Origin of the sequence: Scytonema sp. HK-05 (genome assembly GCF_963872035.1) — a bacterium.
GTDB lineage: Bacteria > Cyanobacteriota > Cyanobacteriia > Cyanobacteriales > Nostocaceae > Kalymmatonema.
The window spans coordinates 22,415-44,906 of sequence record NZ_CAWMYC010000102.1 but is presented as its reverse complement, the minus strand read 5'-3'; the positions used below and the strand labels follow the sequence as shown (position 1 = coordinate 44,906).

Sequence of the window (22,492 nt, the reverse complement as noted above, 5' to 3'; positions counted from 1 at the left end):
CATGGATGTTGATGTTGTCCTGTGAGCCTTCTACATTGCGTGTTCTAGTGGTTGACGATCACGAACTGACTCGTTTAACCCTAAAATTAGCCTTTTCTAGCCAGAAAAATCTTCAAGTTGTTGGTTTAGCCAGTAATGGTCAAGAAGCCGTAGAAATGGTTAAACGCTGTCACCCCGACGTGATAGTACTAGATTTACATATGCCAGTCATGGACGGTTGGAGCGCCTCTGGTCATATTAAAGCAATTGCTCCAAATACCCAAATCATTGCTTACTCGTCAGTCGAAGACACTAAGTGTCAGGAAACCAAAGAAATCGGTAGCTTGGATGCTTTTTGTAAAAAAGATACACCAACAACCGAACTCATTGCTTTGGTTAAAAAGTTAGGACAGGGTGCAGCTAATCGTTCAGTCGCGGGATAAATGATACAGCAAAGTAGCTTGGGAAATCTAAAACAAGGTCAACTCAATGGACTAAAGAATATTGAAGTGTTTAGAGGCGTCGGTAAAGCCGTAAATTAACGGTTTGCCGACGCAGTTTTGTATCAATTGTGTTGCTTATTGAGACTCAACTAAATTTCTGTTTGTCCAAAGGTGCGTCTAAACTCATCAATAAGCTCATCCATTTCTTCCAAAGCCTGATTCACGTCAATTCTCAAAGTTCCCAGGTTTGGTTGTTCTAGGAGATTCAGTAAATACTCTCGTTGACTTTGAACTTTAGCTACTCGTTGTTTTATAGTTTGTGCATCCATTGTTATCTTCCTGTCTTGAACTCTCCTCTACTTTAATCTACGGTAAGCCGCCTTTTGAAGTGTAGCGCAAAGCAGCCTTTGAATCACCTATGATCTTCCCTAACTTGTTCGTGATCACCGATGATAGAAAAACTAAGGTACTAGGAATTCATCACGAACTAAAATCATGTTACGCCAATTTTCTTTGGGAACGCTAGGTATAACCATCGGCGGTATTTTAACTATCATCGGTTTTGCTGCCTACGCTGCTGACTATGCCACACTAAATCTTGCAGGTTTTTTTTACGGAATTCCTCTTCTACTAGGAGGACTTGCACTCAAAGCTAACGAACTTAAGCCTGTACCCTTCAGTGAACCTACGACGCCACAAGTGTTAGCACTGAGAAATCAGCAAGCAACTTCTACTCAAAATCAAATTCGCCTAGACATTACTCGATATTGCTACGGTCAAGACGGGCATTTAGATAAAGCGCTTTCATTTCTAAAGCTTGGTTCCACAGACAATGATATACCAGTTGTCACAGGGTTGCGAGAAACAGAAATCAATGGAGCTTATACTTTAATTTTGGAATTTGATTCGCCATTACTACCAATTGACGTATGGCAACAAAAGCAGGAAAAAATGACCAGTTTTTTTGGTCCTGGAGTAGAGGTAAAAGTGACACAGCCAGAACCAGAAAGAATTGAACTGGCGCTGATTACGAATAAAAAATAGTTATGATTAAGAAGAATGCAGAACGCAGAACTCAGTAATTAGAATATCCCCACAAGGAGAACCCTCTTGATTTGAGAAGGAAAACTTTCTTTTTCTCTCGCGTTTCAATTCGGGGGCACGCCTACCAATACTCAGGAACCAGAGTTCTTAATTCGTAACGAGAAAACGCGTTTAGTATTCTGACGAATGATTCTGATTCCTGAGTTCTTTCTTGGTCATTAGTTTTTAGTTGTTTACTAATGACTAATGACTCATCTTTACTTTTCTAGACGAACTGCGTACCATTGCAAATACTGCCCAGAACCAACATCCAACTCGCAACTCGTGTCGATTAAATATTTTGCTTGCGCCTCTGTTGAATCAAAAGAGCGTAAATCGAGTGGCAAATCCTCAAATTGAAATTTTTCTAAAATTCCCTTGAGCTTCTCTAACAACTCTGGAGCAGAAAGAATTTGTTCTGGTTGGTTCGTTTCTAAAAGAACAAAATAATCCTGCTGATACATTAATGAATCTGGCATATACAAACAAAATTTGATGAATTTTAGATATGTTTTTTTTAAGAAAAGATGTCTTTTATAACTTTTTATCTGTTTTGTAAAATGATTAGCATTTATACAATAATATAGCAGTCCTATTTGATTTGTGAAAAGAAAAAGCTCAGATACCCGACTTCGCCAAAGTTGTCGGGTATCTTGGTGTTCACCTGCCTCCTATGAGTGTTGTGTTCAATGCAAGGTGTTGGAGGGCGATCGCGCTTTTCTGCCCCTGAGTCCTATGCCTTCGGCACGGCTTCGCCGAACGGACACGCTGCGCGTTCGCCCTTGGCGTGCGCTTTGCGCTTACGCGATCGCATGACTGCGGGCACTTCGTTGCCATCGCCCTGTGTCGCTTGTGTTGCAAAGTGGATTTAGAAATCGAATGTTGTGCGAAGCACACCCACATACTGCGTATCATTTCTGCTGTTGTTTTCCGGGTTAAGAATTACCCACAAACCAGGAGTTACCGAAATGTTGTCGTTCAGTCGCCAGCGGTAGAATGCTTCGATGTGGTAAGCGTTGTCTTCTTCTTTACGGACATCGCTGCTAGACACGCGTGGTGGCACACCAAAGAGAATTCCCGGCAGGTTGCCTCTACCTCCCACATCCGGAAACGACACGCCGATCGCCCCAAACCACACATTGGCATTGTCACCCTTGTTTACCAAGAGGGAATCTGTTCCACCCGTACCATTGGAAATGTCACTCAAACCAGAGTTCTCAGCAGTTGCCCAAATATATCCACCCCAAGCATGGATTTGGAAATTCGGCGAAAAGCGATAGTATCCCTGCGCACCGACAATGTTGCCGGAAGTGGCAATGCGGTTCCCAAAGGGAGAGCCTGCTAAGGCGCTACCTGTGCCGCCTGTAAGACCAACGTTACCACCAGGGGTATAGCTATGGGAGTAAGCGATGCCAACCGCCCCTTGCTTGCCGTGATACACCAAGTGCGCTAGCGCATTGTAACCGCCATCAAATACCCCATTTTTTTCAAATGGAAGATTGGGGTTATCCGCCAAATAGCCCAGAGTCAAAATCAGGTCTTTATTGATGTTCCAATTAACAGCTGCACCACCGCCGCCTCGCCGGAAGAGGGGACTGTATTCCCCAAATAGTGAGGGAATCCCGTTTCCGTCATCTGCGATAGAGGCAGGAGTTACGGTTTCTGTGATGTCGGTGTAGCCGATGCCTGTGGGACCTACTACAAAGGAAACAGAATCGCTTACGGGAAAGAAGTAACGGACGTGGGGAATAGAGACATCGTTGTTGCTGTCAGTATCGAAGTTCAGTCGCGTCATCCCGGTGCCCGTCACTGAGGCAATCTGACTTGTGCCATTGGAATTCAAGAAGTTCCCGAACTCCAGACGGACTCGCAACAAATCTTTGCCTGTGAAGCTGCTTTCAAAGTTGAGACGACCTCGATCTGCAAAATAGGTTTGGGAGCGATCGCGATCGCCACCTACTCTGTTACCAAAGGTATCGCTAACGGCGGTGATAATTTGAGCATTCAATTTGGTCGTGGTAGAAAACTGCTGCTCCTCCAGTGTTGCTGTACGTGCCTCCAGGGTATCTATCCGCCCGCGCAGAGTTGCCAGTTCTGGCGCAAACTCCTGTTGCAATTTTTGCAGTGTTGCCAAATCTTCTTGCCTGACTAAATCAGTAGTACCCGCTGCAATCAATTCGTTGAGCCGATTTAAAGCCGCATTCAAACCGGCAGCAAACTCATAGCGAGTGAGCGATCGGTTTCCCCGGAATGTGCCATCAGAATAACCAGCAATGACACCATAACGCTCAACTAAAGACTGTAATGCTTGGTATGCCCAATCAGTAGGTTGCACATCTGATAACTGAGAAACAGAAGGTATTTGAGCCATTGCCTTATTGTTGACGGCGTTCTCTGACACCTTTGGGGAATTTGCCACTGGCATCAGGCTGGCAGAAATATCAGTTTGTCCTAAAAGATTGTCAGCTACAAGCTCTTTAGTGTTTGCATTAGTTGCAGAGTTAGAGTCAACTCTTTGGGCTAATTTAACGAAATTAGTATTTTGTTTATGAACAGTAATCGGGTTATTTACAACTTCAATTCTTCCATCAATGTCTTGAGCACATAACGTCTCAATACCAATTAAATTGATTGTCAGGCTTGCCACAATCAGTTGCATTATTTTATGCGTTTTTATCATTTTTTTAGCCTTGACTTAATAAGTCTTATCTTGTTTCTAATAGGACTTTTTAAAAAACTAGGCTCAAAATCGTCTCAATTTTAGAAGGGGCGAAGCTTTGATATCAATTTCGTCTATTGTCACGCTCGTTTGAGTCACTTTTGCCCCTGTTGACGCCTTTGCCTTATTTACAAAGGCTTTGAGGTTCCAGAAACTTCTAAAGTCCCACTAAACATTCACCGAGTAAATTACCACTTACACTCCAACAGAAAACTTCACCTTCAATGACTAGTTGGCAGTTACTGAAGATGAGGTTTACTATTGATTTCGCTTGGCAAAATCGCTGGAGAAATGACTATCCAGTGAAGCTATCAGCAAATTCGAGACTCAATAAATCTAGCTTGATTCCGTTACATTTCTTAATTTTTATTGTTATATTTTAAAGAGTTCTATTTGCTTTTCTACTTAAGATATAAAAAAAATTATATCTTATGAACATCTAACTTTAGAGTGATAGAAAACCGATTGTTTTTATATTTTATTTATATTAAACAAACGTTAGTATAGGTTGATTAAGACAAACCGTTAGTCAAAAAATTGGAGCAAGCGATAGGTTTACTTGCTATTTCCTACCATGTCATCTCCAATCACTTAAACGTGTAGACAATTGTCTATAACGTTACAAGCTGACAAGTGCATTTAACTTGCACTTTTTGTGGGCTAGATTCCTTACACCGAACAATTCCAGCAGGAAAATTAAATATTGGCTACTGATCTAGCCAAAAAACGATGGAGTTGTTGAGTGCAGGCTTATGGTACATAAGCAGGAAACCTGGCTCTCAAACTCCTGCCCTATATCAAGCTGTATAAGTAAGTCGGCGCAAATAATCATCACTGGTTTGTAGTAGCGCTTTAGCGCTGTTCGCGCAGCGTGGCGTCAGCCATAGCGCTACTACGAGCCAAATACAGAGATTTTACTTTTCTTTACATAGTTTGGTTTTTTCTTGCCGACTTACTTATAGCGGGCGGCATTGCTGCCAAGATTCTACCCCTCATCCAGCAAGGGAATTTCATGGAAGCATTCCTGCAGAAAGGGCAGATGAATTCTCTACTTAAGCAGATTCCTGTTCATCTGATCTGAAATCGAGAAGTTGAACTCATCCGAGTTGCTGTGTGTGCTGACCAACTAACCTCTAGCTAAAACGTCTTGAGGATGAGCTCAAAGAGCGAGTGCCTGTCCTTTAGGACTTACGGGGACGCTGCTTTGTGCAATTCGTTAGCTCCTCCCGAATGAGGCACGGGACACGCACTCGCGTTCGTGCCACCCTGAATCTTAGCTCAGTCTCAAGCCAGTCTAGTAAAGATTCTTACCATATCTACCAGATATAACCATGTCCTCCACTACTACTCGTCGTAAATCCAACACCTTCTATGTCATCCTGATTGCTGGTGCTGCCGCTCTTGGGGGTTTTTTGTTTGGTTTTGACACTGCTGTAATCAACGGTGCGGTTGCTGCTCTGTCCAAAGCCTTTAACGCCAACAGTGTACTGACTGGTCTTGCTGTGTCCCTGGCTTTGTTGGGGTCTGCGGTAGGAGCCTTTTATGCCGGGAAAATCGCAGACCGTTATGGTCGAGTCAAGGCAATGGTGGTAGCTTCGGTGTTATTTACCATCAGTGGCATTGGCTCTGGGATTGCTTTCGGAATCTGGGATTTTATCTTTTGGCGAGTATTGGGTGGGCTTGCAGTCGGCGCTGCTAGCGTCATCGCGCCAGCTTACATTGCCGAGTGTTCTCCCACCCATTTACGAGGAAGGTTGGGATCTCTCCAGCAACTAGCGATTGTGGTTGGTATTTTCATTGCACTGCTATGCGACTACTTTATCGCTGTATCAGCAGGTTCAGCTGAGTCGCCATTTTTGTTTGGAATAGCCGCTTGGCGGTGGATGTTTTGGACGGAAATCCCTCCAGCTGTGCTTTACGGGATGGCAGCTTTAATGATTCCCGAATCGCCCCGGTACTTGGTTGCCCAAGGACGGGAGCCAGAAGCTACTAACGTTCTGACCAAGATTTTGGGAGGTGACGTGCGCTCAAAAATCGAAGAAATTCGGCAAACAGTTATGCGAGAGCGCGAGCCTAGGTTTTCTGACCTCTTAGGGAGAAATGGCGGACTCCTGCGTATTGTTTGGATAGGAATAGGCTTATCTGTACTCCAGCAATTGGTTGGTATTAATGTAATCTTCTACTACAGCAGTATTTTGTGGCGCGCAGTCGGGTTTTCAGAACAAAATTCCCTAACAATCACGGTGATCACAGGAGCCGTAAACATTATTACTACGCTAGTGGCGATCGCCTTCGTGGATAAATTTGGTCGCAAGCCGTTGCTCATTCTAGGGTCAATCGGCATGACTTTGACCTTGGGGACGTTGGCTTCTCTTTTTGGAACCGCTCAACTCGATGCTGCTGGCAACCCTACTTTGAGCGGTTCAGCGGGTATTGTGGCTCTCCTCGCAGCCAACCTCTATGTGTTTTGCTTCGGTTTTTCCTGGGGACCAGTGGTCTGGGTGCTGTTAGGAGAAATGTTCAATAACAAGATCCGAGCTGCTGCACTTTCAGTCGCTGCTGCAATGCAATGGGTTGCGAATTTCGTCGTTTCCACGACATTTCCTCCCATACTGCAATATTTTGGGCTAGGTGCTGCTTATGGTCTGTATACAACGGCGGCGGCTATCTCGTTGTTTTTCGTTCTCTTTTTTATTAAGGAAACCAAAGGAATTGAGTTAGAAGATATGTGATTCGCATCGAACTTGTGGGACTTCGTAAAAAGCTGGGACGAAATAAGTCTAAAGATAAAGCAGTATATAACACTCACTCCTAATGCGTGGCAAACATTAGACAAGATTGCGGAATGTGAGTTCCATCTGTGTCCATCTGTGTCCATCTGTGGTTAATTATTCTTTTTTTTGGAATGAATGCAAGAAGTCTATTACAGTAAGTGAGCGTGAACTCATTAAGCGCTGGGCGAGGGAGTGACAAGAACTGGGACACCCTCAGTGGAGAATCTCCCAGTTCTTGTCCGCCATGAATCCCACACTCCCCAAAGCGGGTGAGATGTGGAGCTTCTAGCAAGCTAGCTAAAGTTCTGGTAATCTCTGATCAAAAGCCGATGGCGGGATTTGAACCCGCGACCGCTCGATTACGAATCGAGTGCTCTACCACTGAGCCACATCGGCAGACATTAAAAGATAATAGCTCATGACACAACCAAATAGCAAAAATCGTATGAAATCAGAACAATATGCCCGTCTTAAGGCAGAAATAGCAGCCCCCTATCGTGGCTTACGGCAATTTATCTACATTGCTTGTGGTGCTTCTGGCTTTATCGGCGCACTCATCTTTTTTTCTCAGCTACTTGCAGGACGCGATGTTGACAGCGCTTTGCCTAACTTGGCACTTCAAATAGGAATTATCACTTTAATGGTTTTTCTTTGGCGTTGGGAGCAGCGCAGACAACGACGCCCCTAAAGCCCTTTCAGAAAAATCAATTACAAGCTTTTGCGATGGTGCAAAGCGTCCGCTGAGTCCTCCGGTGCCGCCAGGCTTACGCGATGGGATCTTATGCCTTTAGAGAAGTAAGCTAATAAAAATACTGTTATCCCCATCATACCAAAGTTCCAGTAAGTCGTAGTTAGAGCGGTTGTGCCGATAATAAGCAAGCAAAATAAGCTGTATTTAACCTTCATTCGTACTTACTTTTTCTATTTTTCTAAACAAAAGATTCAAGCTTTTTCCACCAAAGGTCTGCGTTTGGAAACTAAGAAATGAAAATTAATGGCTGAGACACTTGCAGATAGGAAGTGCATAATTGACTTTAAAAAACAATACCTAAGATAGGCTCGGGTTTTGATTTAGCTCACTGACAAGACGTTTTGGAGAACTTTCGTGCATATCCACAAGTTAAAAAGAGAAGTACTCTTGGCTCAGCCTAATTTTACTTATTCCTACCTCTCTTCTCTATCAGCCTTAAGCTCACGCACGCATTCTTGTGCAACACCCACAACAAGTCCCAAACTGGCACCAATTAAGGTATATCTATTGTGCAAGTCTTGGTAGTACTGACCTTCAAATTTAAGTTGATTAAAGCCACGCTGACCAATTTGAGCAGCAGCTAAACCGATAACTGCGCCAATTAGACCAGTCATAACACCTGAGAAGATGATTAACCTGATATTCATAGAACAGTAAATACTAAACAGTGAACAGTTAGCAGTTATCAGTTAACAGTCAACACGTGGTTGTTTACCCATAACTGATAACTGATAAGAGGACTAGTGGTGCAAGAAGAAAGAGTAAAACAGAAAGGCAACAGTGATCGTAAACAAAATGTGGTTTATCCAATCGTCTAAATTCCATTTTTTGAACATCTGTGTTACCTCTATAGACAAACGTTAATCTTCTTCTACCCCATGACATTATTCTACATTCAAGGCTTTTTCTGGAACTGGTAACTTTACAGTTAATAATGTTAATAATGTCGAAGTCGCATGACCGATTTCAGCCAATATGAAAAAAGAACAGCCTGAGTGCTCAACCCAGGCTGCGTGACGAACTCAACACCTCACTCCTCTTGTGGACTAGCTTGAAATGTAGAGAGAGCTTGTTCCTTGTCCTGCTGAGACTGTGGATGCTGTGTCGAGGTGGGCTTGCCAGGTTTACCCGGTTTCAAGAAGCCCTCTTCTAGGTTCTTAATCACGACATACAGCACTGGAACTAAAAACAAACTTAAAATTGTCGAAATCAGATAACCACCAAACAGCGCTGTTCCCAAAGACCAACGGCTGATTGCCCCAGCGCCAGAAGCTATCACCAAAGGCCAGAAACCGACTAAACCAGCAAAAGCAGTCATGAGAATTGGTCGCAAGCGTTCCTCACAAGCGCGGATTGCAGCCCTAGTAGCATTCATCCCTAACGCTGCGGACTGGTTAGCAAATTCCACAATCAGAATCGCGTTCTTACTTGCTAGACCAATCAGCATCACCAGCGCGACTTGGGCATAGATGTTATTGTTAAGCGTCGGCCAAACACCACCTTGCTGGAAAACATTGGCGCGGAACACGACTGCACCAAGTGCGCCTAAGATTGCCAGAGGTACAGTAATCATGATGATCGTGGGATCGATGTAGCTTTCGTACTGCGCCGCTAACACCAAGAAGACCATGACAAAGGCTAAGCCAAAAATAATCGGTGCAGCACCGCCAGAGGACCTTTCCTGAAAGGCGGTTCCTGTCCAGGCAAAGCCAAATCCTGGTTGCAAAACTTCGTTGGCAACCGCTTCCATTGCTTGAATTGCCTGTCCGGTACTATAGCCTGGTGCTGGACCTCCTTGAATTTTGATTGAGGGATAGACGTTGAAGTGAGTGATGACAGGCGGATAGGTAAATCTTTCCATTTGCACCACAGAACTCAGTTGGACGAGATTGCCATCCTGGGAGCGTACGTATAAACGACCGAGGTCTTCAGGATTGGAGCGCACTGTCCCCTCTGCTTGGGCGTAAACGCGATACAGCCGTCCACCAAGCACGTATTGGTTGACATAGCTTGCACCGAGGTAGGTCTGCATGGTGCTGAAAATATCACTGACCCGGATGTTTTGTGCCTTGGCTTGGTTGCGGTCGATGGAGATTTGCATCATCGGGGTATCAAAGGTGAATTGGGTAAAGACACCTCCGAGTTCCGGTCGCTTTTGAGCCGCTGCGATCACGTTTCGGGTATTCTCGATCAGCGCTTGTATGGGCAGGGCTTGTCTGTTTTGGATATACATCTCGAAGCCACCTGTACTACCCAAACCATCCACGGGTGGGGCATTGACAGCGATCGCTACTGCTCCCGGAATTTTTTCGCGCAACCCTTTATTAATTTTTTTGAGAATGCCAAAGACGGAATGCTCAGCACCATGACGCTCTTCCCAACTTTTTAGCTTGACGAAAAACAGTGTCTTGTTGCTAGCGTTCCCCTCAAAACCAAAACCAGCGTTACCGACAACATGCTCAACTTCAGGCAGTGGCAGCACCACTTCCTCAGTAATTTTCTTAACCAGATCAACGCTGTAGTTGAGAGATACACCTGGTGGCGCTTCGACAATCGCAAAGAAATAGCCTTGGTCTTCTTCGGGGATAAATCCCTGGGGAGTTGTCTGGTAAATCCAACCTGTTGCTACTAAACCCGCAACAAACACTGGAATCACCAGCCAGCGAATCCGGATCAGGAATTCCACAATTTTGACGTATCCCCCCTTGAACCAATCAAACACCCGGTTAAACCAGCGGAAAAACAAGCCCAAGGGACCGTGGACTTCCTGCTGTCGCCGCATGATGATGGCTGACATACTCGGAGAGAAGCTGAGGGCGTTGAAAGTCGAAATGGCAATGGAGAAAGCGATAATCAGGGCGAATTGCTTGTAAACGATACCAGTTGTGCCAGGAAAGAAGGTCACGGGGATAAATACTGCCATCAGTACCACAGATGTGGCGATGATTGCCCCGGTGAGTTCCTGCATTGCATCTAGGGCGGCTTGCATTGGTTTCATGCCCTGCTCAAGTTTGGCAGCGATCGCCTCCACCACGACAATCCCATCATCCACCACCAGACCTGTTGCCAGGATGATCCCGAATATTGTTAACTGATTTAAGGTAAACCCAAGCACATACGCAATTGCGATCGCTCCAATCAGCGATACGGGGATCGCAAGCGAGGGAATGATGGTCGTCCGCCAGTCTTGTAAAAAGATGAAGATGACGAGGAACACCAGCGCGATCGCCTCCGTCAGGGTTTTGAAGGCTTCATCGAGAGAAGCTCCTACGAACAAAGTATTATCTAAGCCGATCGTCGCCTTTAATCCTGGCGGAAAATTGGGTTGCAACTCCGCCATTTTTGCTCTGATGGCGTTTGCCGTATTCCAGGCATTCGTGCCGGGCAGTTGGTAGGCTAACAAAATGACTGCTGGTGAACCGTCAAATAGCGTCGTTGCGCTATAGTTTTCCGCCCCAACTTCGGCGCGACCGACATCTTTTAACCTGATCAGCGTGCCATCCTTGCCTGTTTGCACCACGATGTCTTCCGCTTCTGCGGGAGTGGTAAACCGACCGTTGGCTCGCAGAGCAATTTCATACTGCTGATCGGTTGGGGTAGGCTGCTGACCAATTCTCCCCGCACCAACTTGAATATTCTGTTCCGAAATGGCATTAAGCGCATCCTGTGCCGTCAAATTTCTGGCAGCCAAGGCATCGGGATCGAGCCAGATACGCATAGCATATTTCCGTTCCCCGACAATTCTGATCGAACCTACGCCCTCGATCCGTTTGATTTCATCAAAAATTTGTCGGTCAACGTAGTTACTTAGGAAGACGTTATCGTAAATAAATTTACCATTTTGGTCTTTTTCTGAATAAAAAGCATAAGCCAGAGTAATCGTTGGAGACTGCTTCTGGGTTGTCACACCAATGCGGTTGACTTCCTCAGGTAAGCTGGCTTCGGCGATCGCCACGTTATTTTGCACGAGGACTTGTGCCGTATTCCTATCCGTGTCCGTGGGAAAGGAAACGTTAATTGTGGTGTTGCCATCATTCGTCGTCTGCGAGGACATATACACCACCCGCTCCGTGCCGTTGATTTCCCGCTCTAGCACGGTGGTGACGTTTTCTTCTGCGGTTTTGGCATCAGTTCCGAGATAATTAGCAGTGACGCTCACCTGCTTGAGAGCCATTTCTGGTAGCTTATCTAAGGGGAGGAGGGGAATACAGATTCCTCCGACCAAGAGAATAAGTACAGTACAAACTGTCGTGAAGACAGGTCGTTTAATGAAAATATCCGCAATACTTAGGAGCATAGCCTAGGAGTGATAAGGATCAAGTTGAGAGTGCGATAAATAGCTATTGACCACTCGCTGCGCTCAAACTCAAAATTCTAAATTTAAATAATTTTTTGAATTTTGAATGAGCGAATTTTGAATTTTGAATTCCCCGCATGGTGATCTAAGACTCAGGTTGAATCGGAGAACCATCTTTGAGAATCTGAATTCGCGTCACTGCAATTTCATCGCCTGGCTTGACTCCATCAATTACCTGGTAGCTTTGACCTTGGATGGGTCCCAGCTTCACTGGCTGACGCCGCACAGTCTGTTTTGACCCTGTTTTCTGAGCTACAAAGACAAAGTCCTGCGCCCCGACAGGAGGAGGTACAGCAACTGTGGGAAGCAAAACACCTGGACGTTCGCTCCAAATGACTCGTGCGCGGACAAACTGCCCCTCGCGTAAGCTGCCCCCCTTGTTGGAAAAGCGAGCTTTGGTTAAGACCGCTTGGGCACCCGTGTCTACTTCTGGGGAGATAAAATTGATATTTCCGGTAATCAAGCGTTTTTTGGTATTGGGATCAATGAGTTCGACTGGCAGCCCGCGTCGCAGTTGTGAAAAGTACTTGTTCGGAATAGAGATTCGCAGGTAAAGATTATCGTTTTGGGTAATAGTCGTTAGGGTTTGACCAGTATTAACGTAGTCTCCCACCTTAAGCGGAAAGTCACCCACCTCTCCAGTAATTGGTGCCAGCACGCGTTTAAATTGGAAAGACACGCGAGCACCCGCTGTATCTGCCTCAGCCTGTCGGACGTTAGCTTCTGCTTGTTTTAAGCTGGCTTTGGCAGCTTGTACCTGTTCCTCAGTAGCATGCAGCGTTGCGATCGCCGTGTTTAGGTCTCTCTGGGCAATGTCTAACTGCTGTTTTGCTTGTGCCCCAGCAGATACCAGTTGCTGCGCCCTTTGGAACTGAAGTTTTTGAAGTTCTACGTTTGCCGCATCCCTCAGCCGTTGTGCTTCTTGTGCTTTCACTTGCGCCTGTGCCGTTCCATAAGCAGATTTGGCTGAGTTAACTCTAGCAATGGCGCTATTCAATTCCGGACCGGTGCGATCAGGACGGAGCAGCACAATTGGCGTTCCTTGCTGCACTCGATCTCCTGATGAGACGGGAATCGACTCTATCCGACCTTGGATCTCCGGTTGCAGTGAGACTCTCTGTTGAGCTTCCAACCTACCCACGAACTCTGTGACGTCTTGCACTGTGGTAGACTTCAATAACTGCAACTTGACCGGAGTTGGTGGCGGTTCGCTAGCTGTGGCAGTGGGTTTGCTCTTACCGCAGGCGCTGGTGAAAAAAGAAGCTAGAAGCGCTGGAAATAATAATTTACTTGCGAGTAAGACATCAGCTTTTTTAAACATATTTTTAACCTCAAAAGAATTTAACTGAGGTGAAGGCAAAAATGGGTACTTCTTGCAACTATGCGTGAATTCTGAATGTTTAAGTTTTGCTCTTCTCGAACTTTGGTTGCCCAATTGCTTGGATGGCAACAAGGTTTCCTCTAGTTTAAAGACTACAGACAAGCAGACGATTAAAGAAATAATTCGTCATTTTTGAACCAAAGGGAGAATTCCACCACCGTGAAGGATGACAGCCAACCGGTGCAGCCAATGTGTAATCTAGGTCATCGCACTTTAGCCATTTCCCGTCCACCCGCCAGCCTACAACCTCGCCGAATTTTTCAATCACTGTATTATCTTGATTAATGGTGGTATCGAACGAACCACCAACACTTTGATATGTCTGTATTTGTACACTGAAACCAAAGCGACCCTGGCTATATTTTGTCCATAAACCGTCAATCACCCGGAGTTCATCGCAGGGAAACTCCCTCATATCATCCGGAGTGATGGCTGCCAAGTCCGGCTCTTTTGTGATTGTTTGGATGACCCGAATCGTTTCCCAGTCTGCTTCTCGCAGGTTTCCTGCTGCTAACAAATCCTGCAGCTTTTTGTATTTGTGGATATCGGCAACCAGTAGGAAATTGTCCTCTGACTTAGCAATGCGCGAGCTGAGATTTGATAAGAGCTGATTTAATTGTTGTAGCTGCACCTCAATCGCACTTAAACGAGTCGTGACTTCAGATTCATGCACTTCATTAGACATTGAATTCCTCACAAAAAAGGGGTATTTTCAATTTGATTTATAAATAGCTAAATTACATTGCTTGATAGGTAGCGTTATTATAACGGCAAGATTTGATAATACCGAGTTTTTTAATTGCGTTCGTTCCAAAGGGGCGCGAGAAAAGCGCGATTGGCAATGCCTGTGCCCCGAATCGCGATCGCCATGCAGGGCAGATCCTGCGGAGCATCGCCTTCTGATGATTGGGTACCAGTAGACAAGATTGCATGAATCAAGAAAAGAAGGCTCCCTTGCGTTGAGTAAACCAGCAAACAAATTGCATCGCCAGCCAAATCGTTTTCTCCGATGACGATAGCGCTGTGCCAAGATGTAAAAAATCTTCACACCAGCGGTTTATGTGTTTCCTAACAGGTATTTTTATCTAGTTGTTTCTATCTTCACACTATTCGTGCAAGAGGTCTATTGTTAAACAGCGCTTTAATGTTACGACAACCTCCTTAAGGGGAGAATCAGCAGAAGCCAAAGCAGGTGGCACAGTCGGTTGATGCGCAAAAGAGTATTCATCTTTGATGACCAAGGCTGGTCGAGCAACTGTCAGCCAGAAATTTTAGCAACTGTGACTGCTAATCAGGTTTACAGGCTAGGAACGGGAACTTTGTCTTTCCACACCCTAATCACAATAAAGTAGAGGTTTGGCATGTCATTGTCTTGTCCATTCTTGTGGTTCTTGTCACATTCTTGCTATTTCTTAAGGGAGATTTTGGGTATGACTCTTGTGAGGTGTAGCCCTACCTTATTTGCTGAAGACCAGTTGAGCGAGTGAAAGCTTTCCTTGTTTAGCTTCCATCAAGTTCTCAGGTTTAACTAGACAAGATCGTCATTTTTAGCAGTAAGTTAAAATCTGATTCAGCCGTTTCGATGCTCTTCACATCCTGTTTCTTCCCTCAATGCGTAAGTCCTACAATAGTCTGGGTGAAGTGGATGGCAAAAATCAATCAAGCGAAGGTATAACTTTTTCAAGGGTGTACTAGAAGACACACTTGCAAGTGTGGTTGTGTTCTGCAACGTGACCATGCTGCCGCAATCAATATACTTCGTAAGGGCGTCGCACTTGTGGCGGCTGTGGCAGGCGGAAAGTACGCCCTCCGACTAACGTTCACGATTTAAGATAACCAATGAAGCCTGCCCTCTGCCCAGGAAGAACCCCGTAAAAGAAAAGATTGCTACCTCTGGGCAAGGGGGATCTTGCCTTCTAAACGGAAGGCAAGAAACGCGCTTAGGAGTTGGAACCCCTATTGAGCTTGGAGCAATCCTGGTTGAACAAGTTCCGACCTTGAGCCTAGAATCCCATCCGATGAACGCGGTGGGAGTGTCAATAAGATTGGTTTTGTATGTACATATAACTAATAAAATTAATATTTGTTCATTTTATGAAATATATAGAGATAAAAAATAAAAAAAATATTAGGAAATCTGAAATGAGCGCGAATTTACTGAGAAACTATATATTGTTCAAACGGGGTCAGCTTATATAAAGACCCTGATTATAAGCCTCAAACATTTAAAAGGGGTCAAACTATAAATTTAAAGACCCCAATGGAGCGTGAAAATCATAATATACCAAGCGCCAGACTCACAACTTGTCAGTCATGGCGCTTTTAACTTTTTAATTAAGGTATTCTTACCAAATACGGTGAAGGAATGGCTTGGGCGGTCCCTTTACTAACCAGTGCTTGGTAAACAAAGGCAGCAACTTCTGCCCTAGTTGCCTGACGATTGGGATTTAATTGCCCAACTGCGGGGTAATTTACCACGAGTTGCCGTGCAGTGGCTGCTGCTACTGAATTTGTAGCATAGTTGGGAATCTGGGAAGCATCGCTGTATACGGAAAGGACATTCTGAGTATTCGCAGATAAACCCAAACCGCTTGCTAAGGAGACTAGTACCTGCACTCGCGGAATTTGTTGCTCTGGTTTAAAGGTTTTGTCAGGATACCCAGAAACAAAGCCACCTTGGTAGGCAGATTGAATCACCTGGAAACCCCAAAAATTGCGGGTGACATCATTGAAGTTAATGGCTTGGCGTTGGGCTGCTGGTGCAAAGGCTTTGCTCACAATGGCAGCAAATTGGGCACGGGTGACAGGTTCATTCGGTTTAAAAGTCCCATCGGGAAATCCAGCAATAATATTCTTAGAGGCTAGAGCTTCGATGTAGCTTTTTGCCCAATAATTTGCTGCCACATCTTTAAAGGCAACTGGACCGCCTGCTGGTGGTTCAACAGTGGCGGCAACAAATTCGACTTGACCAAGTATGCGCTTCGGGTCAATATCATTGCCAATAGCGACAATAGTATTATTCCCCTTGCTGTTGTTCACGTCGTGGCGAGTGTTACTGCGGATCAAGTTACCGCCGGGATTTTCAGCGGTCCCAAGGTCAGGTGAAGCATTAGTAATCACGACTATGCCATCGCGCTTGTTCTTTTGAATGACATTCTTACGCAGTACAGGCTTAGCTGATTCGGAGATAAACAGACCATCTTGGTTTTCGATGATCTGGTTTCCTTCTACTAGGGGTGTAGAAGTACCACCTATTGCCAAACCAAAACCAGTATCCTGAAACAAATTATTCCGAATTTGTCCTTGGGCAGATTTAGCTACTGAAATCCCGTTGCCTTTGTTTTGAACAAAAACACTATTTTCAATTTTGGGATTACCTTTACCCGTGACAAAAATACCTTCTCGTATACTGTTGGTAAACGTACTATTTATAATTGTGGGATTAGTTGATTCCACCCATATACCAGTGCCACGGTTTTCTGGGTTGGTGACTGTTACTCCTGTGATAACGGTATCGTTATCGGCACGAATAGTCATATTTTGGCGGGCAAAAGTGGGACTAATGTAAATGCCACTACCTGTAATCAATACTGCCTGACCTTTGGTCGATTCGTCACCCCGTAACGTCACACCTTGTTTTATAAAAAGTGGGAAGGTTTCTCCACTTTCTTGGTTATAAGTACCAGGAGCCAGTTGGACAACTGTACCCGGTTGAGCCTGATTAAGAGCGTAGGTGATCGTTTTGTATGGCGTTGCTTCCGCGTTACCGGCACCAGCACTGTCTGTACCAGTTTGTGGATTTACGTAAATAACGCTTGCAGTTGCGGGAGCTTGCGGCGTAACAGTTTGGGCAATAGCTTTGGTGTGGATAGCACCAGCATTGACCTGTGAACCTGGTAGCATAAACCCACCAGAAACCACTAACAAAGCGGTTAATCCTGCAGGCATTGTGAGAAGGCGTCTACCAGTTTGAATGCGAAAATTTTTCTTTTGTGGAGTACCAAATCCCTGATGTGTCATCTTATCTGTGATGTGCTGAAATAGTGTTAGTTGAATAAGGTGTCAATAACAGCAGGCGTTGCTGTAAAACTCATGCAAACTATAGCCGAAGACCAGTAGATTGGGATCTGGGTTCCCTATGTAAAAAACAGAATTTCTTACACTCATTCACATTTAGTTTGCATATTGAGGTGGGTTTGAGGGTGTAGCGTGTAGGCGATTGCGCGGAGCGCAGTGCCCTCGTGCCCAATCGCGATTCGGGGCAGTGGCAGAGCCAATCGCACTTTTGGGATATTTGATGCTTCCCTAACCCAAGATCCCGTACCCTCAACCCTTTCTTCTACACTCAAGACCCTTCATCCGTACACAACTGAAAAACAAACCCAGTTTCTTTAAGAAGAAACTGGGTTTGTGGAAGTTATATAAAGCTGCAACTTATTGCAGTCAAATGTCGTCTAAACAAAAGAAAACTATTACCGAAATTAACGTAATGCGCTATCGATTGTTGTCACTACGTCGCGCGTTATTTTTAGTAATTACTATCTGTCTTCTACTCTCTAGTATTCCTGTCAAGTGATTCACACACCTTCCCAGAAAGCAAACCGACAAGCTTTACGCTCCTTTGTTGGTACTTTCTGCTAACGTTGATAAGGAAATGACACTAATAGAAATTATGCAAAATTACCCTACTTCAGCAGTTGAAGTTGACGGGGAACGTTTGGAAAGTGCCTATCGTCAACTGGCTCGCTTACAAGGAAACCTACAAGATTTGCTTGGTTTTTAGTTATTAGTCTTACTTAAGCGATTTGTCTTTTGTTCTGACTAATAACTAATATGCTAATGTTTCTAATGTTTCTCGCAAATACCGCTGTACCTGTTCGTCAAGGCGAAGCTTCTGAAATTGAGCATCGCGTTCTAATAGCCAGCGCTGGAAACCGGAACTAGCTGCGATCGCGCACTTTAAGCTATTCCAATTTTCAGTATTACCAGTAAATGGGGTATCGCTAGAAGCTTTAATTCCAGCCATAGTTCCTTGTTCCTCAGTTTCAAAGGTCAATATATGAAGCAAACTTTAAAGAAGCCGCTCCTCTTTGAGCGTAAAATGCTACTCATTTTTCCAGGGTAAACTTCTATGGCTGCAAATTCTGTCTCATTAGTCACTAAAACTTGCGCCTACTCACGGAAATTTCACATATACTTCACAATATACAGATAAATTGTAGCAAAAAAGCTTAAATCAACTAAAAGCTAGGCTAAACCTAGCTCCTATGGAATCAACTAAATAACACTTATGAGTAATGGTTAAGCTTGCTCTTGATACCACCACAGTTGAGGTCTTGATACTGCTGCCATATGAGCAGCACGCATTTTTAATTTTTATTACCTAAACAAAAAATTTTTTACTGTTTTATGACTTAAACAAAAAATTTTTTACTGTTTGTTTATTAATCAGATTTTTTTAAACCAACGAACGCAATAGCAAATATTTGCACAAGGTAGCGCCAACAGGAAAGGGTACAGGGTATTAGGAGGGGGACAGAGTGCAGGGAAGTAAAACTTATCTATCACCTGTCACCTGTCACCTATCACCTGTCACCTATCACCTTTCATTAACTCCCTGTCTAGTAGATGAAAGAGTACGGCGCTTGGTCACCATCTGGAAGCCTTCGATGATGTCACCTTCAGCCCATTCATTGTATTTGTCAATGCCGATACCGCATTCGTAACCTGAGTTAACTTCGCGGACGTCTTCTTTCATTCGCTTGAGCGAGTCAAGGACGCCTTCATAGATCACCTTACCGTTACGACGCACTCGCACTTTGCAGTTGCGGGTGAGTTTGCCAGACTGCACGTAACAACCGGCAACAGAACCACGACCAACTGGGAAGACAGCACGCACTTCGGCTTGACCCAAGTGTTCTTCCGCCAACTCTGGCTCCAATAGACCTTCCAAGGCTCCTTGGATATCTTCTATAAGTTTGTAGATGATGTTGTATTCCCGCACATCTACACCAGCCTCATCGGCGGCTTGTCTTGCGCCACTAGCGTAAGTGGTGTTAAAGCCAACAATGACGGCTCCACTAGCTGCAGCTAAGTCGATATCGGTTTGGGTAATTTCACCAGCAGTTGCCATCAACAAGCGGATTTGTACCTCGTTTTGGGGAATTTGCCGCAGCGATCCCACAATGGCTTCTACGGAACCTTGTACGTCTCCTTTCAAGATCAGGTTGAGTTCTTTCAACTCGCCTTCTTGAGCTTGAGCCGAGATACTTGTCAAGGTAATGCGTCCCTGCATGAGGCGGGATTGACGCTGTTTATCGGCGCGATCGGAAGCAATTGACCGTGCTTGTTTTTCGTTGCTGAAGACCTCGAATTCATCGCCTGCTGCTGGTACATCACTTAAGCCCAACACCTCAACAGCGAATGAGGGAGTAGCCGCGTCGACTCTTTTACCTCTATCATCCACCATTGCCCGGACTTTACCGAACGCTGAGCCCGCTACCAACAAATCACCAACGTGTAGGCTACCATTCTGAATCAGCAGGGTCGCAACTGGTCCCTTTGCCTTATCCAGGTGAGCTTCAATCACGGTTCCTTTCGCGAGTCGGTCTGGGTTGGCAGAAAGTTCTTCTATTTCTGCTACCAAGAGAATCATCTCTAGGAGTGTATCGAGGTTTTCACCCTTAATGGCGCTAACGGGAACCATAATGGTGTCGCCACCCCACTCTTCTGGCACCAGAGCGTATTCCGTTAATTCTTGCTTCACACGGTCAGGCTGTGCTTCTGGTTTGTCAACTTTATTGATGGCAACCACGATAGGAACTTCAGCCGCTTTGGCGTGGCTAATCGCTTCAACGGTCTGAGGACGGACGCCATCATCGGCAGCGACAACCAAAATAGCAATGTCGGTCACTCGCGCTCCACGCGCCCGCATAGCTGTAAAGGCTTCGTGACCAGGGGTATCCAAGAATACTACTTGTTGAACCTTGCCATCGTGTTCCACATCTACGTGGTAAGCTCCGATGTGCTGAGTAATACCACCTGCTTCGCCAGATGCCACTTTTGTTTTGCGAATCGAGTCAAGCAGCGTCGTTTTTCCGTGGTCTACGTGACCCATAATTGTCACAACTGGCGGACGGCGATGGAGGTATTCCAGGTCTGCCACGTCTATCATTTCGGTGACTTTGCGGGCTTCTGCTTCTCGTTCGACGGTTTCGACTGGTATTTCCAACTCGTTGGCTACCAAGGTAATTGTGGGAATATCCAAATTTTGGGTGATACTCACCGCCATACCTTTCATGAACAGGATTTTCACAATCTCTGTGTCCGCCATCGCCAAGGCTTCAGCCAGTTCTTGCACTGTCATCGGACCTGTGACTTCCAGTATTTCTGGACGATCGGGCTTTTGTTCCGTTTCGCGGCGACGGTTTTGGTTTTGCTCGCGAGAGGAAGGCGGCTTTTTACCTTTAGCAACTGGCGCGACAGCTGTGGCTGCTACAGGTTGTGTTGGCTTGGCTGCCTTGGGTTTGGGCGGACGGGCGATCGAGAGGCTGACTTGGATGGTCGCTGGTATGTCCAGTCCCTCTTCTTCTAGTAAATCTTCGTCCTCAAACTCATCAACTATCGGCTTGAGACGTTTGCCTTTAGCGGCTACCTTAGCCTTAGCTGACTCTTTAATTTCATCTATTTCTTCTTCCTGCCACTTCTTACCGCCTTTATTAATTTGACGTGGCGGTGTTGGGCGCTTGAGTTCAAGGACTTCATCAGTCGTAGTCGTCGTTACTGCATCATCGTCTTCCTCCTCTTGCCCTGCCTGCGGTTTGGTCGGTGAGACGACCCGCATCGGTTTTGGAGGAGTCGCAATCAGCGATGCACCCGCAGCTACTGGCTGTTCACCAGAACGTACTACTGGTCTTGTGGGTCGTTGCGAGTCTCCCACTATTGCAGGTGCAGAAGGTCTATTCCCCCTTGGCTCAGGTCTACCCGGCGATGGACTAGAACGCACAGGTTTTTCAGGTTTTGCCGATGGAGCAGTCTGTGCTTCCCCTGTTGTCGGTTTGTTGACCTTTTGCGGCTTAACTTGGTCGCGATCGCGTTTGAGGACCGGTTTTTCGCTGACCGTCGGTTGGGGATCATCTGCTGGAGGGTTCGTGTCGTCCACACCAGCAGGTCTTGTCGGCGGGGCAGACAGTTGCGGTTTTGGGGGTCTTTCCGCTTTTGGTTTTGGTACTGCTACTTTTTCTGGTTTTTCCGCTGCGACTTTTTCAACCGGCTGATTTGTACTGCGTGCTTTGTCTTTATCCGCGTCTGTCACAGCACTTTGTTGAGGTGTGGTCTCAGACTGATTCCGGGGTACAGGTCGAATTGGTGCCGTCGGCTTCATTGGTGAGACTGGGGTAGCGAAGGGATTAGGGGGTGAAGGAGGATTAACTTCAGAAGCAGCTTGTATATTGGTAGCAACCGACGCCTCTGGGGCGTTAGAGATGGGGTTTTTCAAAACTTTAGGTTTGCGAATCTCCAAAATTTGTTGTTTATTAGGTGCAGCTGGTCGGTTACGTCCACCATCTTGTGATGAATTTGGTCTATGGCTGTTTGCGCCATTATCCCTTTGCGACGTCACGCTTGTCGCCGCAACTTTTTCTGCTTGAGTCCGAATGCGTTCTGCCTCGGATTCTGTAATCGTGCTGCTATGACTTTTGACCGCAATATTGAGCTGGTCGCAAATTGCTAATAGCTCTTTGTTATCCAAATTCAATTCCTTTGATAATTCGTAAATTCTAACTTTGCCGTTGTTCATCCACTCTTCCCCTTTAATTTACAGTTTTAGCGGATGGTTGCCTGGTTGGCGACATCTCCATCCTTCGATTACTGTGTTAGGTTGCCGTTTCTGATGAATGCCGGTGTGCCTCCATTCAGGAAAGAGAGATGTTTCGGGTTATTGCTTGCATCCCCACCAGAAAAGATGGTTGACGCCGTGCGCTTGAGCGCTACCAGGTTGCCATTCT

17 protein-coding genes and 1 tRNA gene are annotated in these 22,492 nt (G+C 45.5%); 6 read left to right on the top strand and 12 right to left on the bottom strand.

The features are described 5' to 3' along the window. Positions 1-5: 5 nt before the first annotated feature. On the top strand, positions 6-422 hold the full coding sequence (locus AACT52_RS17765) for a response regulator (RefSeq protein ID WP_073632765.1): 417 nt from the start codon (positions 6-8) through the stop codon (positions 420-422). A 149-nt stretch (positions 423-571) separates the two neighbouring features. Here AACT52_RS17765 and AACT52_RS17760 read toward each other — a convergent pair whose 3' ends face one another. Further along, positions 572-751, bottom strand: a complete 180-nt coding sequence (locus tag AACT52_RS17760; protein ID WP_041037049.1) for a hypothetical protein — start codon at positions 749-751, stop codon at positions 572-574. A gap of 166 nt (positions 752-917) precedes the next feature. On the opposite strand from AACT52_RS17760, the gene AACT52_RS17755 reads away from it, so the two are divergent. Continuing rightward, positions 918-1,466, top strand: a complete 549-nt coding sequence (locus AACT52_RS17755; RefSeq protein WP_073632763.1) for a DUF2854 domain-containing protein — start codon at positions 918-920, stop codon at positions 1,464-1,466. Positions 1,467-1,723: 257 nt separating this feature from the next. Here the strand turns inward: AACT52_RS17755 and AACT52_RS17750 are convergent, their stop codons facing one another. Continuing rightward, positions 1,724-1,984, bottom strand: a complete 261-nt coding sequence (locus AACT52_RS17750; protein WP_073632761.1) for a chlororespiratory reduction protein 7 — start codon at positions 1,982-1,984, stop codon at positions 1,724-1,726. A gap of 210 nt (positions 1,985-2,194) precedes the next feature. Between AACT52_RS17750 and AACT52_RS17745 the strand changes: the two genes are divergently transcribed. After that, positions 2,195-2,377: a hypothetical protein gene (locus AACT52_RS17745; protein ID WP_143172822.1), complete on the top strand. Its 183-nt coding sequence runs from the start codon at positions 2,195-2,197 to the stop codon at positions 2,375-2,377. On the opposite strand, the gene AACT52_RS17740 is transcribed toward AACT52_RS17745, so the two are convergent. Continuing rightward, positions 2,374-3,930 (bottom strand): iron uptake porin, encoded by a 1,557-nt coding sequence (locus AACT52_RS17740; protein ID WP_073632836.1) that lies wholly within the window; start codon positions 3,928-3,930, stop codon positions 2,374-2,376. The genes AACT52_RS17745 and AACT52_RS17740 overlap by 4 nt on opposite strands. A 1,165-nt stretch (positions 3,931-5,095) precedes the next feature. On the opposite strand from AACT52_RS17740, the gene AACT52_RS17735 reads away from it, so the two are divergent. Then, positions 5,096-5,305: a glucokinase gene (locus AACT52_RS17735; RefSeq protein ID WP_073632759.1), complete on the top strand. Its 210-nt coding sequence runs from the start codon at positions 5,096-5,098 to the stop codon at positions 5,303-5,305. Between the two features lie 250 nt (positions 5,306-5,555). Further along, positions 5,556-6,956 carry a sugar porter family MFS transporter gene (locus AACT52_RS17730; RefSeq protein ID WP_073632757.1) on the top strand — a complete coding sequence of 467 codons (1,401 nt, stop codon included), beginning with the start codon at positions 5,556-5,558 and terminating at the stop codon, positions 6,954-6,956. Between the two features lie 366 nt (positions 6,957-7,322). On the opposite strand, the gene AACT52_RS17725 is transcribed toward AACT52_RS17730, so the two are convergent. Continuing rightward, a tRNA-Thr gene (locus AACT52_RS17725) sits at positions 7,323-7,394 on the bottom strand. 22 nt (positions 7,395-7,416) lie between these two features. Here AACT52_RS17725 and AACT52_RS17720 point away from each other — a divergent pair. After that, a complete protein-coding gene (locus AACT52_RS17720) occupies positions 7,417-7,686 on the top strand; it encodes a DUF3493 domain-containing protein (protein ID WP_073632755.1) in 270 nt (89 codons plus the stop codon). A gap of 476 nt (positions 7,687-8,162) precedes the next feature. On the opposite strand, the gene AACT52_RS17715 is transcribed toward AACT52_RS17720, so the two are convergent. From AACT52_RS17715 to infB, 8 genes are all read right to left on the bottom strand, one after another. Further along, on the bottom strand, positions 8,163-8,363 hold the full coding sequence (locus AACT52_RS17715; protein ID WP_233153985.1) for a hypothetical protein: 201 nt from the start codon (positions 8,361-8,363) through the stop codon (positions 8,163-8,165). A 416-nt stretch (positions 8,364-8,779) separates the two neighbouring features. After that, positions 8,780-12,046: an efflux RND transporter permease subunit gene (locus tag AACT52_RS17710; RefSeq protein WP_073632749.1), complete on the bottom strand. Its 3,267-nt coding sequence runs from the start codon at positions 12,044-12,046 to the stop codon at positions 8,780-8,782. A 145-nt stretch (positions 12,047-12,191) separates the two neighbouring features. Beyond that, positions 12,192-13,427 carry an efflux RND transporter periplasmic adaptor subunit gene (locus tag AACT52_RS17705; protein ID WP_073632835.1) on the bottom strand — a complete coding sequence of 412 codons (1,236 nt, stop codon included), beginning with the start codon at positions 13,425-13,427 and terminating at the stop codon, positions 12,192-12,194. Positions 13,428-13,572: 145 nt separating this feature from the next. Beyond that, positions 13,573-14,172 carry a GUN4 domain-containing protein gene (locus AACT52_RS17700; protein ID WP_073632747.1) on the bottom strand — a complete coding sequence of 200 codons (600 nt, stop codon included), beginning with the start codon at positions 14,170-14,172 and terminating at the stop codon, positions 13,573-13,575. Positions 14,173-14,282: 110 nt separating this feature from the next. Then, the gene (locus AACT52_RS17695; RefSeq protein ID WP_073632745.1) at positions 14,283-14,483 is read right to left on the bottom strand and encodes a hypothetical protein; all 201 of its coding nucleotides are present in this window, start codon (positions 14,481-14,483) and stop codon (positions 14,283-14,285) included. A 1,338-nt stretch (positions 14,484-15,821) separates the two neighbouring features. Further along, on the bottom strand, positions 15,822-17,507 hold the full coding sequence (locus tag AACT52_RS17685) for a DUF1565 domain-containing protein (RefSeq protein WP_073632743.1): 1,686 nt from the start codon (positions 17,505-17,507) through the stop codon (positions 15,822-15,824). An 808-nt stretch (positions 17,508-18,315) separates the two neighbouring features. Continuing rightward, positions 18,316-18,513, bottom strand: coding sequence for a hypothetical protein (locus tag AACT52_RS17680; protein WP_073632741.1), 198 nt, complete (start codon positions 18,511-18,513; stop codon positions 18,316-18,318). 573 nt (positions 18,514-19,086) lie between these two features. Further along, positions 19,087-22,284 (bottom strand): translation initiation factor IF-2, encoded by a 3,198-nt coding sequence (infB, locus tag AACT52_RS17675; RefSeq protein ID WP_073632739.1) that lies wholly within the window; start codon positions 22,282-22,284, stop codon positions 19,087-19,089. Positions 22,285-22,492 lie beyond the last annotated feature (208 nt).